Source organism: Microbispora sp. H11081, from assembly GCF_012999535.1.
Lineage (GTDB): Bacteria > Actinomycetota > Actinomycetes > Streptosporangiales > Streptosporangiaceae > Microbispora.
Window position 1 is genome coordinate 130,699 of record NZ_JABBWV010000006.1, and the last position, 15,854, is coordinate 146,552.

At 73.2% G+C, this 15,854-nt stretch carries 10 protein-coding genes; 2 read left to right on the forward strand and 8 right to left on the reverse strand.

What is annotated here, in order from left to right; translation table 11 throughout:
* Positions 1-34: 34 nt before the first annotated feature.
* From HHX31_RS17680 to HHX31_RS17695, 4 genes are all read right to left on the reverse strand, one after another.
* Positions 35-1,048 carry an NAD-dependent epimerase/dehydratase family protein gene (locus tag HHX31_RS17680; RefSeq protein WP_169949395.1) on the reverse strand — a complete coding sequence of 338 codons (1,014 nt, stop codon included), beginning with the start codon at positions 1,046-1,048 and terminating at the stop codon, positions 35-37.
* A gap of 149 nt (positions 1,049-1,197) precedes the next feature.
* Positions 1,198-3,480, reverse strand: a complete 2,283-nt coding sequence (locus tag HHX31_RS17685; RefSeq protein WP_169949396.1) for a SulP family inorganic anion transporter — start codon at positions 3,478-3,480, stop codon at positions 1,198-1,200.
* Between the two features lie 53 nt (positions 3,481-3,533).
* Positions 3,534-5,372, reverse strand: coding sequence for a hypothetical protein (locus tag HHX31_RS17690; RefSeq protein WP_169949397.1), 1,839 nt, complete (start codon positions 5,370-5,372; stop codon positions 3,534-3,536).
* A 183-nt stretch (positions 5,373-5,555) separates the two neighbouring features.
* On the reverse strand, positions 5,556-5,981 hold the full coding sequence (locus tag HHX31_RS17695) for a YbhB/YbcL family Raf kinase inhibitor-like protein (RefSeq protein ID WP_311931925.1): 426 nt from the start codon (positions 5,979-5,981) through the stop codon (positions 5,556-5,558).
* A 620-nt stretch (positions 5,982-6,601) separates the two neighbouring features.
* On the opposite strand from HHX31_RS17695, the gene HHX31_RS17700 reads away from it, so the two are divergent.
* Both HHX31_RS17700 and HHX31_RS17705 read left to right on the forward strand, forming a co-directional pair.
* Positions 6,602-7,111 (forward strand): PH domain-containing protein, encoded by a 510-nt coding sequence (locus HHX31_RS17700; protein ID WP_311931926.1) that lies wholly within the window; start codon positions 6,602-6,604, stop codon positions 7,109-7,111.
* Positions 7,108-8,724, forward strand: a complete 1,617-nt coding sequence (locus HHX31_RS17705) for a PH domain-containing protein (RefSeq protein ID WP_169949399.1) — start codon at positions 7,108-7,110, stop codon at positions 8,722-8,724. The genes HHX31_RS17700 and HHX31_RS17705 overlap by 4 nt, the downstream gene beginning before the upstream one ends.
* Here HHX31_RS17705 and HHX31_RS17710 read toward each other — a convergent pair.
* The 4 genes from HHX31_RS17710 to HHX31_RS17725 form a co-directional block, all read right to left on the reverse strand.
* Positions 8,721-9,968 carry an XRE family transcriptional regulator gene (locus HHX31_RS17710; RefSeq protein ID WP_169949400.1) on the reverse strand — a complete coding sequence of 416 codons (1,248 nt, stop codon included), beginning with the start codon at positions 9,966-9,968 and terminating at the stop codon, positions 8,721-8,723. The two genes, HHX31_RS17705 and HHX31_RS17710, sit on opposite strands and share 4 nt — an antisense overlap.
* Before the next feature lie 170 nt (positions 9,969-10,138).
* Entirely contained in the window at positions 10,139-12,574 is a 2,436-nt protein-coding gene (sepH, locus tag HHX31_RS33695; protein WP_211589866.1) for a septation protein SepH, read from the reverse strand.
* A gap of 493 nt (positions 12,575-13,067) precedes the next feature.
* Entirely contained in the window at positions 13,068-14,360 is a 1,293-nt protein-coding gene (locus tag HHX31_RS17720; protein ID WP_169949401.1) for a D-arabinono-1,4-lactone oxidase, read from the reverse strand.
* 85 nt (positions 14,361-14,445) lie between these two features.
* On the reverse strand, positions 14,446-15,636 hold the full coding sequence (locus HHX31_RS17725; protein WP_169949402.1) for an MFS transporter: 1,191 nt from the start codon (positions 15,634-15,636) through the stop codon (positions 14,446-14,448).
* Positions 15,637-15,854: the final 218 nt, after the last annotated feature.

The following is a 15,854-nucleotide window of genomic DNA, read 5'->3' on the forward strand; positions in this document are numbered from 1 at the left end:
ACAGTCGGGCGCGGTCAGGCGCGGTCAGGCGCGGTCAGGTGCGGGCGTCCCACGCGGCGAGGATGCGCGCCTCCTTCTCCGGGTCGATGCCATGGCTCAGCCGCAGGCCGCCGAAACTGCGTCGCTCCTCGGGGATGTCCTTCAGCCACTCCCAGGTGTCGCGTACGGTCTCCCGCAGCGGCCTGCAGGTGAGACCGGCCGCGATGGCCTTCGCCGAAGAGTGGGTCCACACGCCCTCGCTCTCCCCGGCGGCCGCCCACAGGGGAAGCTCGGTCCACTGCTGCACACCCTGGTCGAGCAGGAACCGGTCGCCGACCCAGACGAACTCCGCGTCGGAGCCGGTGACCTCCAGGCAGTCCTTCAGCCAGCCGCCGAACGTGATGTCGCCCGGCACCCCTCCGGTCATGTAGCGGCCGGTCGTGCCCATCGCCACCTGGTCGAGGGTGAACGCCGCGATATCGCGGGCGTCGATGAGCTGGATCGGCAGGTCGGGGTCGCCGGGGGCGAGCACCCGCCCACCCCGGGAGATCCGGGTGAGCCACCAGGGCAGCCGGCCCACGTTCTCGTGCGGGCCGAGGATCAGGCCGGGCTGGATGACAAGGGCGCCGCCGTCGAAGTGCTGCTCGACCGCCCGCTCGCAGCCGGCCTTCAGCACGCCGTAGTCGCCGAACTCGGCGTCCGCGTCCGGCGGGCAGTCGAACAGCGGGAAGGTCTCGTCGACCCCCTGCTTCCCGGGCCAGTCCCGATAGGCGGAGATGCTGGAGACGAACGTGTAGTGCGGAGCGTGCCCCGACAGTGTGCGTACGGACTCAAGGACGACGCGGGGGACGAACCCGCACACGTCGACCACCGCGTCCCACTGCCTGCCGTCGGCGAGCCGTCGCAGGTCGTCGGTGACCTCGCGGTCGCCGCGGACCGCCTCCACACCCGGCAGGTCGGTCCCGCTCCTGCCGCGGTTGAACGTCGTCACCTCGTGACCGCGCCGCAGCGCCTCCTCCACGATGGCGCGGCCGAGGAACACGGAACCGCCGATGACCAGAATTTTCATACGGACATCCTTGGCCCGCCGGCGCCGGGCGTCTGCCGCGTTTCACGATGAGCGGACACCATCCGCTCACAGCGGACAACACAGCGGACACACAGCGGACGCATCGGCGTGCCGCCGTACGGCCGGGAACGGCCGTACGGCGGCCCGGCTCAGCCGGTGCGCAGTTCGGGGACCGGCGTGAAGCGCTCGTGCTCCAGCACGTGCACCCGCGCCGCGCCGATGTCGAAGTAGAGGCCCGTGAGCTCCAGCCTGCCCGCCCGTACGAGGGAGTCCACGAACGGGTGGGTGCGCAGGTTGTCGAGTTGCTGGATCACGTTGACCCGGCAGAGCCGGTCGAGCGGGCCGGCGTCGTCCTCCGGCCGTTCCTCGGCCACGAACCTGGCCAGGCTCTGCCGCCCGTGCCGCAGCCAGTCGCGCAGCGCGGGCAGGTCGGGCACCTCGTCGAGCAGGGCGGCCATCGCGCCGCAGCCCGAGTGCCCGCAGACCGTGATCGTGCGCACCTCGAGCACCTGCACGGCGTACTCGATCGTGGCCGCGACCGAGTCGTCCGTTGGGACGGATCCCGCGCGCGGCACGAGGTTGCCGATGTTGCGCAGCGTGAACAGGTCGCCGGGACCGCTCGCTGTGATGATGTTCGGCACGATGCGGGAGTCCGCGCAGGTGATGAAGAGATGCGAGGGCGACTGTCCGCGGGCCATGCGGTGGAGCAGCGGGCGGACCATCGGCGCCGTCCGGCGCTGGAACTCCCGTGTCCCCTCCAGCAGGTCGGGCATGCCCTGCCGTTCTGGGGTCCCCGCGACGTCGTCGTGGCCGCCGCCCGCGCCGTTCGCGCGCAGCACCTCGTACGAACCGGCGCCCTCGCCGCGGGAGCCCATCGGGCGGGACCGGCGCCGGTAGGCCCAGGGCAGCCACCACCGGTCGTGCCTGGGCGGAATCCTGACCGGGTTCACGCGAGCGCCGCTGATCGCGGCGGAGTACCACTCGTTGTGCGGCTCGTCCACGTCGATGACGCCGCCGGCGCGTTCGTGCTCCAGCCGCCAGGCGTGCAGCGCCTCGAAGGCGGCGTTGTCCATGAAGTCGAGGTGCAGGTCCAGCTCGACCGCGGACCCCGCCGGGATGCCGCGCAGCGCCTCGGTCAGCCGCGGCACGCCGAGGAACGTCAGCGATCCGGTGACGACGACCCGCCAGCGCCCTTCGCCGGCCTGCCGCACGTCCACCGAGACCCAGGCCAGGCGGCGCAGGGCCAGCAGGGCGGCCAGCCCGAGGCCGATCGCCACCCCCTCGGCCAGGCCGACCACCACGACCGCGCCCATCGTCACGAAGTAGACCGGAATCTCACGGTGGCTGCGCAGGTTGCGTACGTGCCCGAGGTTGACCATCTGGACGCCGATGAACAGCAGCAGCGCCGCGAGCGCCTCCAGCGGGATCAGCGCGATCATCCAGGCGAAGCCCGCGGTGAACAGCAGCACCCACACCCCGTGGAGCACGGTGGACCATCGGCTGCGCGCGCCCGCCCGCGCGTTGGTCGTCGTACGGACGACGACGCCCGCCACCGGGAGGCCGCCGAGGGCGCCGGACACCACGTTGGCCGCCCCCTGCGCGGTCAGCTCGCGGTCGAGGTCGGCGCGTGGACCGTCGTGGAGCCGGTTGGAGGCCACGCAGGTCAGCAGCGACTCCACCCCGGCGAGGAGGGCGACGAGCAGGACGGCCCCGGCGATGGCGTGCCAGTCGCCCTGCGGCATCAGCGGCGACTCGACCGAGGAGAACCCGCCCTTCAGGTCGACCTTCGTCAGGTCCCAGCCCGTCGCTGCCGCCGTCAGCGTGGCGACCATCAGCGCGGCGAGCGGGGCGGGCACCGCACGAACCCGGGGGATGCGCCCCCACACGAGGAGGACCGCGATCGTCAGCAGGCCGATCACGACGCCGTGGGTGTGGTTGGCGAGGATCTGGGCGGGGAGCTCCAGGAGGTTCTCCAGCGCGGAGCGCTGCGGCGAGCCGCCGAGCACGATGTGCAGCTGGGACAGCGCGATCACCACGCCGACCCCGGCGAGCATGCCGTGGACGACGGCGGGGGAGACCCCGAGGGCCGCCCGCGCCACCTTCAGCCAGCCGAGCCCGAGCTGGAGGACGCCGGCCATGACGGTGATGGCGCAGGTGGCCCGCCAGCCGTACGTGTGGACGAGCTCGGCGACGACCAGGGAGAGCCCGGCGGCCGGGCCGCTCACCTGGACGACGGACCCGCCGAGGGCGCCGGCCACCACACCGCCGACGACGGCGGCGACGAGCCCCGCCGCCACCGGTGCACCCGATGCCACCGCGATGCCGAGCGAGAGCGGCACCGCCACCAGGAAGACCACCAGCGAAGCGGGAACGTCATGCTGGAGCACGGACTTCCAGTTACGGCGTGAAATCGCGTCGTCACTGATTGTCATGGGCCGACCATATGTCAGCCACGTGGCCCGTCACCAGGAATGGAACGGGAAAATCACCGGTAGTAGTCGGGATAGTCGTTCTCCGGGTTGCGGTGGCTGCCGCGCCGCCCGCTCGCCGAGGTGGAGGTGTCCCCGTACAGTTCCTCGTAGGAGGGCCAGCTTCCGCCGGTGTTGCCCTCGGGCGACGACGGCTGCTGGGAGCCGCCGTATCCCTGCTGCTGCGCGTCGTAGCCGTACTGGCTCTGCCCCGAGGGGGCGTCGTAGCCCGCGGACTCGTACGGCGAGGCGGTTCCCTGGCCCGTCACGGTGTCGGAGGCGTCGATCGTCGCCCAGCCCGCGCTCACCTCGTACGACGGGGTGGAGGGCGCCGGTGGCGTCGAGCCGGCCGCGTAGCCGGACGTGTAGCCCTCGTAGGCCGGGGTCTGGTAGGTCTCCGCGTTGGGCCAGGACGACGCCTCGCGGGGCGGTTCCGGATCGTCGAGCACGTCGCGGGCTCCCGCCCAGGAGGGGCCCGTCGTCGGACCTGAGGGCGCGGGGACCGGCGGATAACCGCCCGTGACCGGCCAGCCCGGGTCGGTGGCGCCGCCCCTGTCGGGCGTCGCACCGGCGGACGCCGCGCTGGGCGGGTACGCCGGGTTGTCGGCGGCGCGGAACGGGCCGGTCGCGACGCCTGACGGGTCGTAGGCGTCGGAACGCGGTGTCTCGTAGGCCGCCCACGCGTCGAAGGAGCCACCGGTCGAGCGGGGCGAGGGGTCGGACAGCGCGTCGCCCGGCGAGACGGAGGGCGTCTCGAACGCGCCGCTCGTGCGGGCCGCGTCGTACGGGCCGGGGACGAAGGGCCCGGGGGTGGCGTCGCCCTGCGACGTGAACGGCCCGGTGCCCGCCGGCGTGTCGTACACGGGGGCGCCGAACGGTCCGGTGCTCGCCGAGATCCCCAGGGGGTCGGCGGACTGCGTGCCGTACGAGCCGGCGCTGGAGGTCGAGGGGAACGGTCCCGTGCCGCGCGGGCTGTCGTAGGAAGCCCCGGTCTCGGCGGCGGCAGCGGCGGCCGCGCGGCGGGCCGCGGCCCGCGACGAGCGGCCGGACCTGGACGGCCTGCCGGACGCGCCTGTGGCACCCGGCTGAGGCCCGGCGGCGGCCGGGAAGGGGTCGCTCACCGCGGGCGAGTCGAACGGGCCGGTCGCGCGGTTCGCGTCGAAGGGGCCGGTCGAGGGAGCGCCCGCCGCGGACGCGGAGGCGTCCAGCAGGTCGGGCGTCGGCGCGGAGAACGTGACGGTCTTCTGGTCGGCGACCGCCGAGGCGGAGATGGGGGCGGGGGGCGTCACGGGCTCGGAGCCGCCGGCGCGGGAGGAGCGGCGCCCCGGCAGGGGGGCCTGCACGGTCACGGCGTCGGGGTCGGTCGCCTGGGCGCCCGCACCGGCGCCTAAGCCCGGACCGGCCGCGCCCGTGGGCTCGTTCACCGGCCGGGGGGTGGCCATCCTTGCGGCGATCGTCCCCCCGAAGCCGCCGTCGTCGGCGCGTACGCGCGACCAGTAGTCGTCGTCGTAGTCGTCGGCCTCGCCCCACTCGTCGACGCCGCGCTTGCCGCGGGCGGCGGCGGGCTGTTTGCCGCCGCGCTGCGCGGGCCGGGCCGCCTGCCGCCCGCCGGGGCGGGGGGCGGGACGCGGCTTCTCCTTCTCCGGCTCCTCGAAGGCGTCGAAGCCCTTGGGGAAGCTCTCGAAGAACGTCTCCTCGGCGGGCCGCCGGGGCTTGGGGCCCTTGTTCTCGGCCATCGCCTTGATGCGCTCGGCGGAGAGAGCACTCTCCCTGCGGTTCATCGACCGCATGCCCAGCGCCACGACCAGCAGCACGAGAAGCACGACGGCGACAAGACCCGAAATGACCGCAGTCATAGCACCACCCTCAAGGCCATGGCCTTTCTGCGGCGCCGGTGAGATCGCGCGGCCATCGACGCGACCTGCCCCCTCTGATCACCTGCGCTCAGCAATTGGATCCGATTCTGCTCGACCACAATGACCGTTGTCACACCCTAGGCGAAGATTGGTGTAGCACGATTACCTCCGGTGCTCGGCATGTCACTCGATCGTGTTCGCCGTGAGGCGCCCACGGGCGATGGTGTGACTCGCGATGCTCTCCAGGGTCCTGGTGAGATCGGCCCCCTGCTCCAGGCCGAGCTCCTTGGCGTTCAACGCGTAGACAGTGAAACGGTAGCTGCCGCCGGGCCGGCATGGGGGCGCATAGCCCACCTTCCCGCTCGTCGTCCTGCCCTGCCGGGCGCCCCGGGGGACGTCGTTCATACCCAGCTCCGTGGTCGCGGGGTCGATGTCGAACACCACCCAGTGCACCTCAGGGCCACTGAGAGGATTGCTGTCGTCGACCACGAGGGCCACCGACTTGGCGCCCGACGTGCCCGACCAGCGGAGAGGCGGATTGCCCTGTCCCCCCTTGCAGGAGTAGTCGTCCGGCAGGGGGGCGCCGTCGCGGAACTGCGGGCTCGACACGCTGATGACGTCGAGATTCCTCGGCGATCCTCCGCCAAGGATTCCGCAGCCCGATGCGGCCATCGTAAGCGCCGTCACCGCGACGGCGGCTCGCGTGACCGCTGATTTTCTCGGCGACCCCATGCCGGATGATGCTACGCGGAATGGGCAGGTGCCCCGACCGGATCGCGGTGATCCGTACCGATGATCGGGGTCGCGCGGGCTGTTGACCTCGGTGTCTTCCAGAATCGATCGATGTGCCCCGAGAGCCGTTGTATGACCATCTGAGGCTTGACACCCCCCTTGTCCCCCTCCCATCCCCTCCCCACCGTCGTGATCTTGTAGTTTGTCGCAGGCGTCCTAGCTGACCTGCGCCTTATGCCTTTGTGATCTTGCAGTCTCCGGCGAGTGTCGACGGCTGACCTGCGGCTTCGGAGTCCGTGATCATGCAATTGCAAGATCGCGGAGGGTGTATGCCCAGGTGGGAAAGGGGATGGACGCCTTCACTGCAAGATCATGGAAGGGAAAGGCGCAGGTGGGAGCCTTCTGTGCGACAAACTGCAAGATCACGGTGGGGGAGGGGGGGAGGGGGTGGGTGCTGTCGCTGACATATCGCTGACGGCTTCCTTAGGGTGGGAGGCGTGACAGGTCCCCTCCGCGACCCGGCCCACCGGGTGTCGCGCCGCGCCATCGTGTTGTGGCTGGTGGAGGCACTGATCGGCTTCGTCCTGCTCGTCGGCGGCACGGCCGTGGCGGCCGCCTGGCTGAGCGGGGCGCGCTGGCCCCCGGACGTGCTGTCCGAGCACGCCTGGCTGCTCCCGGTCGCCGTCGGGGTGGTCATGGCGCCCTTCGTCGTCCTGGAACCTCTGCTGCGGTACGCCGTGCACCGGTGGGAGCTGTCCGGCGACGTCGTGTACGCCCGGGCGGGGTGGCTGAGCAGGCGGTGGGTCTTCGTCCCCGTGAGCAGGATCCAGACGGTCGACCGCGCGCAGGGCTGGCTCGAACGCATGCTGGGGCTCGCCACCGTGGAGATCCGTACGGCCTCCTACGCCGGCTCGTCCACGATCTCGGGCCTGGACGACAAGGTCGCGGCGCGCCTCGCGGAGGATCTCGCCCGGCGGGCCGAGGAACTCAGGGACGACGCCACATGACCGGCCCGCCGCCGCCCGCCGCCGTCCCTCCCGGCGGTTCTCCTCCCGGTTCGGGCGCGCCGGAGCCGGAAGGAGAGCAGTTCGGGGCCGCGCGGCTGAGCCCGCGGGTGCTGCTGATCGACCCCATCCGCTTGCTGCCCTCGCTGGTCCTGCCGCTGGCGGGTGTGCTGCTCGCCGGGGGTTTCTCCCCTGCGTCGTTCGGCTGGGCGGCCGCCGGGGTCGCCGGGTCGGTGGTGTACGCGGTGCTCCGATGGGCGACGTTCACCTACCGGATCGCGGGCGGCAGGCTGGAGCTGACCCGGGCGCTGGTCGGCCGTTCCATACGCACGATCCCGCTGGAGCGGATCAGGGGCGTCGACGTCAGCGCCTCGCCCCTCCACCGGGTGCTTGGGCTGGCCGTGCTCCGGCTGGACACCGGTGCCACAGGCGGTGAGCAGGAGGGCGTGCTGGACGCGCTCACGGCAGAGCGCGCGGAGGCGCTGCGCGCCCTGCTGCTCGCCCGCCGGGTCCTCCCCGCGGTGGCCGGTACGGAGCATCCTCAGGACACCGCCCAACGGAGTCCTGAAGGCCAGCGGAGCCCTGACGGACAGGGCACCGTGGTCGCGGCCGCGGGGGAAGGCGGCGAGGACGGCGGCCCGCCGCGGGTGCTCGCCAGGGTGCCGCGCGCCTGGCTGATGTACGGCCCGCTGTCTGGCGCCTATCTCCTCACGCCGTTCGCGCTGGTCGCCGGAGCGGTGGGCCTCGTGTGGCAGTGGCGGCGCGAGCTCGGCGTCACGGAACAGGCGGCGGTACGCGTGTTCGAGTGGGCGTCCGACCGGCCCGGCCTGCTGATCGCCGTCGCCGTTGTGCTCGTGGCGGCGATGCCCGTCGCGGGCGGGATGACGTACGCGCTGTTCAACTGGGACTTCACCCTGCGCGTCCGGGACGGGCACCTCGTCGCGGAGCGCGGCCTGTTCACCCGCAGGGCGGTGTCGCTGGAGCGGCGCAGGATCAGGGGATACGAACTGGCCGACGGCCTGATCGAGCGGCGCGCCGGGGTCGTGCGGCTGTGGGCCCTGGTCACCGGGCTGGGGGATGCAAAGAGCAGGGGACAACTGCTGCCCGTGACGCCCAGGCCGTTCGCCACCGGGGTGGCCGCGGAGGCGGTGGGGCCGATCCGGGCGCCGTTGCGCCGTCATCCGCCCGCCGCCCGTCGTCGCAGGCTCGTGCGCGCGGTCGCGCCGTGGCTCGCGGTCGCCGTGGCCGCCCTGCTCGCGGGCTGGAACCTCGTCGCGCTCGTCGCGCTCGTGCTCGCCGTCGCGGGGGTGCCGTTGGCTCTCGACCGCTACCGCTCGCTCGGGCACGCGTACGACGGCGTCCGTCTGTCGGTCAGGTCGGGCTCCCTGCGCCGCAGTCAGGTCGTCGTGGAGCGTCAGGCCGTGGTCGGGTGGACGGTACGGCAGACGCTCCCGCAACGGATGGCGGGCCTGCTGACCGTGGTCGCCGGGGTGGGCGCGGGCAGCGGCGGCTACGAAGTGGTCGACGCGGGGGAGGAGCAGGGCGTCTCCTTCGCCGCCGAGGTCACCCCCGAGTGGCTCGCGCCGTTCCTCTCCCCCCGGCCCCCGGCCGGCTAGGAAATGTGGGCGCTGCCGGCGAGCGTCCACGCCGGCGCGGGCGCGGGGCGGAAGAGGAACACCTGGTCGGGCCGCCCGGTGCAGCGCTGCTGGGCGATCTCGGCGCCGGGGGCGACGTCGGCGTCGCCGTACAGTGCGCCGAGGCACAGGTCGCTGTGCAGGGACCGCAGGGTGAACCCCACCCGGCCGGGCTTCAGCAGGAACCGCTGGTGCGCCGCTCCGGAGCAGTCCGCGGGAGCGAGGAGCGCCCCCGGACCGGTCAGCGCATCGTCGACGGTGAGGCAGCCGACGCCGTTCTCCGGATGGTGCCACTGGATCTCGTAGGCGCCGCCGCCGGCCGCCCGCAGGTAGGTGTCGGGGACGAGGCCCCGGCAGGGACGCTGCACGGCCAGTGCCCGATCGGTCCGCTTGTTGCGTTCGCGTCCCTCCCCGACGCAGAAGTCGCGTACGGCGACGTGCGAGGGAATCATCTGATACCACCCGTCGAGTGGCATATGACCGATTGCGGCCGTCGCGGTGGAGGACGGTGTGGGGTGGTTCCCTGCCGTAGCGGCGGCGGGCGAGGGCCGCGCGTGGCCGCCGGTCAAGGACGCGCGTAGCTCCGGCAGGACCGCGCCGGTGGCGAGCAGCAGGACCATGAGGCCCGCGCCCGCCACGGCGAACCTCGGCAGCGTTCCGATCTTGGGCCGTACGGCGGGCTGCCGCGGTCCGGCCGGGTCGGCAGGAGGGGGAAGCTCGTCATGTGGGGCAGGATCGTCCGGCGGGGCGGTGTCGTCCGGCGGTACGGGGCTGGTGGGACCGGCCAGGCCGGGCTGGTTGGACCCGCCGGATTGGGCGCGTCCGGGACGCTCGGCATGCCCCGGCGGGTCGCCCGGCATGAGACCGCCCGGCATGCCGGGCGGGCGAACCTGGCCTGCGGCCTCGCTCGGCGGAGCGGCCGCGGCCGGAGGGCCCATGTCCGCGGCGAGTCGCTTCCTGTGCGCCACCCAGCGTGCCGTCTCGGCCTCGCCGAGCCCGCAGGCGCGGACGAAGGCGGCCACGAACTCCTCCCTGGGGAGGGTCGCGCGGCCCAGGGCGCCTGCGACCGTACTGGTGGGCAGCACGTCCCCCGCGGCCTTCGCGGCGGCGGTGACCTGCCGATAGGTCAGGCCGGACCACCGGCGGAGACGGCCCAGCGCGGCGACGAACTCGGCCGGGCTGGTCAGGCCGTCCGGTTGCGGAGGCGCGTTGCGGGACCCTGACATGTCGATCCCCCCAGCCCTGCTTCGGCGTGATCCGGCGAAACAGTAACAAAGGCAGGTGACAAAACGCAGGGTCCGGGGCTATGCCGCCGGGATGACGGTCTGTTCCGATCCCAATGGCGTCAGGTCACGTGGCCGCAGCCGCCCGGGTCGGGGCCCGGTGTCCCACGAGGTCAGTCCTGCTTGCGGGCACCGAACATGATCTCGTCCCAGGTGGGCACCGAGGCCCGGCGTCCACGCGACTTGCGGGGGCGCGGGGGAGCCGGCTTCGGCACGGGCGGGGCGGGCGTCTCGGGCTTGGTGTCCTTCTGGCCCTCCTGCGCCTCGTTCGCGCCGTCCTTGGCCCCGGCACCCGCGCGCTTGCCGGCGTCCCCTGTACGGGGCGCCGGGGCGGCAGCAGGAGCCTGCCGGGCGGGTGCGGCCTCGGCGGCGGGCCGTGCGGGAGCCTGCGGGGCCGGTGTGGTCTCCGCCTGCCCGGCCGCCGGTTCCGTCTTCGCCGCAGGTGCAGCGGCGGGCGGTGCGGCAGGGGCGGGTACGGCAGGGGCCGGAGTGGCGGCGGGCCGAGTCGCAGGGGCCGAAGCGGCGGGCGTCTCCCCGGTCTCCCGGGTGTCCCCGGTCGCCCCGGTCTCGCGGGTGTCCCCCGTCGCAGCGGGAGCGCCGGCCGGAGCGGCCTCTGCCGAAGGCTGGGGCGCGACAGACGTCGCGGGCTCGGCCACCGGCTTCGCTACCGGCTCCGCCGGTGGAGCGGGTGCGGGAACGGCGGCCGTCGACACTGGGTCCGAGGCGGCGGCGCCCGCGGGCTCCGCGATCGCAGCGGTGTCCGTGGTCGTGATGGCGGGCGTGCCGGTGGATGTGGCCGCTTCCGTGACGATGGCCGTGTCCTGGGTGGTGCCCGTGCCGGTTTCCACCGTTCCCGCCGTGCCCGCGCCGGACGCGGCCGGCCGCTCGGCCTCGGCGGCCGTGCGGGACGTGTCGGCGGCGCCGGGGACGTCCGTGTCGGCGGGAGCGCCTGACGCCGCTGTCGCGGCGGACGTGCCGTCGTGGCCGGAGGCGTCGTCGGCGGCTTCGAGGCGGGAAGCGCCGGAAGTGTCCGTCCCGGTGCCCGTGGGCGCGGTGTCGGCCCGAGCGGGTTCCGGCGTCGCCGTGGTGCCGACGCCGGTGGTCGTGGTGCCGGTGGTTGTGGTGCCGGTGGTCGCCGGGGAGTTCTCGGCGGCCTCGCGGCCGTCCACCGGTGTGCCGGACGGCATCGTGGCGGGCTCCCGCCGGCCGGACGCGGGTGCCGCGACGGCGGTCTCCTCGACGCTCGCCGCGGTGGTTCCCGCAGCGGTCTCCACGGTGGTCGCCGCAGGTGCGGGCAGTGGCGTGGCGGGCAGGACGGAGGCGGCATCCGCGGGACCGGGCACACCGGCGTTCGCGGACGTGCCACCCACCGCAGGCTGCGGCGCGGGCTGCCGTCCAGCCGCGTCGTGACCGTCCTCGCGGCCGGCGCTGTCCGCGGACGCCTCCCGGTCGGGAACGGACTGGGTGGTGGCCGCGTCGTAAGTGACCACCCGGGCGGACTCGGCGGCCGGCTCCCTGGTGGTGTCCGTGGTGATCCCTGCCGGGGTCTCCACAGTGGTCTCGGCGGGCGGCGCGGGCACCGGGGCAGGGGCGGCGACGAGCGACTGCGGCAGCCGGAAGGGCACCGGGGTCAGCTCGGGCCGGTACGCCGCCAACTCGTCCGCGTACCGGTCCGCCCGGGCGGCCTCGGCTCGTGCCGCCTCGGCTCGTGCGGCCTCAGCGCGCCCGGACTCCGCGCGCAGCGGCGGGTTCAGCCGCGGCGGCGGCACGGGCTCGGCCAGCGCGGCGGGCTCGGAGCGTACGGCAGGCTCGGAGCGTACGGCAGGCTCGGAGCGCACGGAGGGCGGCAGGTCGAAACCGGGCGCGTCGCGGCCAGGAGAGGTCTCCTGGGGGAGCGGCGGCACCGGGGCGAGCTTGGACGCGAGCCGGGGCACGAAGGGCCGCACGGTGGCGTCGTCCCGCTCGGGCTCGACGTACTCCGCCGCGGACAGGCGCATGGCCTCGTCGTCGTTGGGGGTGATGTGGCGGCGGCGCGGGTCGAAGAGCCACTCGGCGTGCCGGGTGTGGCCGTTCCAGACGAAGCCGAGCTTCACCCGCCACAGGTTGTCGTCCCGCTTGCAGGAGTCCCAGTCGATCTCGTCGGCGGGCACGCCGCGCCGGGTCAGCCGCTCGGCCACCAGCTCGCCGAGCGTCGGCCCCGGGGTCGTCTCGCCGGGCATCCGGACCGGGACCCGCTGGGCCTGCTGGGCCATGTACTCGCGCTCCTGGAGAACCGGCCCCTCGAACCAGCGGACTCTCTCCACCGGAATGCCGGCGGTGGCCGCGATCTCCTCCGCCGTCTCGCCCGCACGGATGCGCGCCTGGATCTCCTTGGGACGCAACGGACTCTCCACTTCGATCTCGTACTGGCCGAGACGGGAGAAGTTGCCGCGGACGGCAGCACGGAGCCGGTCGTCGACGGGCAGCGTGAAGCGCGTGCCCCGCCCGGCAGTCGCCAGGACGAGGTACGTTCCGTCCTCACTTACCGCGACGAGACGGAGCTCCTGCATGCGAGTCCCTTCGTCGTCGTGCTCTGTCTTCCCCCGGACCCTTGAGTCTCTCGCGTGAACCGGTTGCCTTCCAGCACCGTACCCGGCATGTCCGAACATCGCCTCACCAGGTGGCGAGGCGGGTGTTGTGACCCCGGTCACATTTCTCGTGTTCACCTTTCCACAACCTGCCGGTCGTGTGGGAGCGGTAGTACAAGGACGACGGCCGTGCCGCCGATCCGGCTCAGAAGGCGAGAGCGAGGGTCGTGTCTCCTCAGGTGGTGCGCGCCCACCGCCCGTCCGTGCGGCACGGGCGCGGCGCACGGCGCCGTGCCGTACGCCGTGCGGCCGGACCTGCGGGAGGGTCTCATTCTGCTTGCTCCCTCGGGTTCGAGTGGCGCGCCGGGCTCAGGTGTGCCCGTGCTCCGCAATGTGCCTGCCCGAGGGCCGGCGCGGGCAACGCGACACGCGGAAGACGCCGGACCGTGGAGAGGGACTTTACGCGGCGATGGGGTCAGGCTTCCCGCGACGCGCCGAGCACCCGGTCGAGGTAATCGTTGGCGAACAGCCCGTCAGGGTCCATCTCGCGGCGCAACGCGAGGAAGTCGCCGAACCTCGGATACACGGTCCGCAGGTAGTCCGCGTCGCGGGTGTGCAGCTTGCCCCAGTGGGGCCGGCCCCCCAGCCTGACCATGATCTCCTCCACGCCCTCGAAGTACGCCGGGTTGGGGGCCTGGCGGTAGACGTGGCAGGCGACGTACGCCGTGGGCCTGCCGTACGCGGTGGACAGCCAGGCGTCCGAGGGCGGCGTGACCCGCACCTCGACCGGAAACGTGATCGGCCAGCCCGACCGCTCCACGAGGTCCCTGGTCTCGCGCAGGGCCTGGGCGAGACGGTGGTGCGGCACGGCGTACTCCATCTCCAGGAAGCGGACCTCGCGCACCGCCGTGAAGACCCGGTAGGAGACGTCGACGCACTCCGACGCGCCGAGCATCCGCGCGGAGATCCCGTTGATCGCCGGCACCGCGCCGGGGAAGCGGGCCCCGACCGCGCAGGCCGCGCCGAACAGCCTGTTCTCCAGGAAGACGTTGTCGAGCCACCGCTTGAACGCCGCGGGCGGCCTGGCGGGTCCGGCGTCGCGGTTGTTGCGTTTGACCAGGCAGGTGTCGGTGTGGGGGAGCCAGAAGAAGTCGAGGTGGTCGTCGGCGGACGTCAGTTCGTCGAGCGTCTCCAGGATCCCGCTGAACGACATCGGCTCGCGGCGGGCCCGCAGCAGGAACGCGGGCTCGACCCGGAAGGTGACCGCGGTCAGGACGCCGAGCGCGCCGAGGCCCACCCGCGCGGCGTCGAACAGGTCGCCCTCGCGCACGGTCTTCACGGAGCCGTCGGCGAGGACCATCTCGAGTCCGACGACCTGGTCGGCGAGGCCGCCGGCGTTCCTGCCGGTGCCGTGGGTCCCGGTCTGGATCGCCCCCGCGGCGGTCTGGGCGGTGATGTCGCCCATGTTGGCCAGTGCGAGGCCGCGCCGGTGGAGTTCCTCGTTGAGCGCGTGGAGCGGGGTGCCCGCGGCGACCTTGACCCATCCGTCGCCCGCGTCGAGCACGCCGGTCAGCGCTCCGGGCCGCAGCAGGATGCCGTCGGTGAGCGCGACGCCGGTGAAGGAGTGCCCGGTGCCGGTCATGCGGACCCGCCGGCCGGTCCTGGCGGCGTCCCGTACGGCGTCGGCGACCTCGGCCGCCGACGCGGGCGTGCGGACCTCCGCGGGGGTGACCGACTGGTTGCGGGCCCAATTGACGAAGGTGTCCATGATCCTCCTCACCCCGGCGCCTGCCCGGCGTGGACATGAACACTACTCATGATCAGTCCCGCTGCCTATGGGTGCGGACCCGCCCTCAGCCGGTGTACTGACGCCTCCGGACCAGCGCGGACCCGCCGAGGCCCGCCACCACCGCGAGCAGCGCGCAGGCGTAGGAGAAGCCGTACGCGTTGGACGCGCCGAACAGGTCGGTCAGCCGCCCGCCCGCCCACGCGCCTGCGGCCACCCCGAGCCCGAGGGCCGTGGAGATCCACGCCATGCCCTCGGTGAGCTGCTCGGCCGGGACCATCCGCTCGACGAGGGAGAAGCCCGTGATCAGCGTGGGGGAGATCGACAGTCCGGCGAGGAAGAGCGCGGGAGCCATCGCCCGGATGTCGTCCATCAGCAGCACGGGCGTGAACATGACGGCGAACAGCGACAGCCCGCGGACGAACCGGCTGCGCAGGCTGATCTTCCACTGGCGCGAGCCGAACCACAGGCCGGAGACCATGCTGCCGGCCGCGATCGAGGCGAGCAGGAAGCCGGCCGCCGCCTTGCTGCCGCGCTCGTCGGCGAAGGCGACCGTGATGATGTCGATCGAGCCGAACACCGCCCCCATGGCGAGAAAGACGGTCGACAGCATCGCGACCCCCGGGATCGCGATCGGAGACCGGCCCGCGCTGCGGTGGCGTACGGCCGGCGGCTCCGTGCTGCGGAAGCAGACGAAGGAGAGGGTGCCCGCCACGGCCAGGACGATGGTGACGATCAGCCCGGCGTACGCGTTGACGCCGGTGGTGAGCGCGGTCACGAAGGCCGGCCCGCCGACGAAGATCACTTCATCGGCCACCGACTCGAACGAGAACGCGGTGTGCAGCCGGCCGGAGTCCTTGAGCACGTGCGACCAGCGGGCACGGACCATCGAGCCCAGCGACAGGCCGGTCGCCCCGGAGGCGACGCCCGTGGCGTACAGCGTCCACTGCGGGGCGCCGCCGTGCGCGCACAGCATCAGCGCGGTGATCGAGACGGCGTGCAGCAGGATGAACGGGACGAGGACCTTCGACTGGCCGAACCGGTCCACCAGCCGCCCCGACAGGGGCGCGGCGATCGCGAACGCCAGCGACACGGCCGCCGCGACGGCCCCGGCGGTCGCGTACGACCCGGTGGTGGCGGAGATCAGCAGGATGACGCCGATGCCGAGCATCGACATGGGAGCCCGCCCGATGAACCCGGAGATGACGAAGCCCTTGACTCCGGGCGTGCCGAATAGCCCTCGATACGGCCCGACCATGATGCGTTTCCCTTCCGCACGGTGGTGCGTGTGCGTCCGGGCCGGCCGTACGACTGCGGCGGCGGTCCCGGGTGAGCCGGGACACGCGGACGGCGTTTATCTGCGGTTTGGTTATCGCCTACCCATCTATCATGGGGCAAGTGATTTTTCCGCGTCGGGGGTGCAGGGGCTGAGGTGAGGACACCAAGGCATACCGTCTCCGCGCGGCTCCGCCCGAT

Bases quoted from the DNA above. Each gene is read 5' to 3' on its own strand.
- HHX31_RS17710 (WP_169949400.1), bottom strand. From the start codon at position 9,968: ATGTCAGGGTCCCGCAACGCGCCTCCGCAACCGGACGGCCTGACCAGC.
- HHX31_RS17720 (WP_169949401.1), bottom strand. From the start codon at position 14,360: ATGGACACCTTCGTCAATTGGGCCCGCAACCAGTCGGTCACCCCCGCG.
- HHX31_RS17685 (WP_169949396.1), bottom strand. From the start codon at position 3,480: ATGACAATCAGTGACGACGCGATTTCACGCCGTAACTGGAAGTCCGTG.
- HHX31_RS17705 (WP_169949399.1), top strand. From the start codon at position 7,108: ATGACCGGCCCGCCGCCGCCCGCCGCCGTCCCTCCCGGCGGTTCTCCT.
- HHX31_RS17690 (WP_169949397.1), bottom strand. From the start codon at position 5,372: ATGACTGCGGTCATTTCGGGTCTTGTCGCCGTCGTGCTTCTCGTGCTG.
- HHX31_RS17725 (WP_169949402.1), bottom strand. From the start codon at position 15,636: ATGGTCGGGCCGTATCGAGGGCTATTCGGCACGCCCGGAGTCAAGGGC.
- sepH (WP_211589866.1), bottom strand. From the start codon at position 12,574: ATGCAGGAGCTCCGTCTCGTCGCGGTAAGTGAGGACGGAACGTACCTC.
- HHX31_RS17680 (WP_169949395.1), bottom strand. From the start codon at position 1,048: ATGAAAATTCTGGTCATCGGCGGTTCCGTGTTCCTCGGCCGCGCCATC.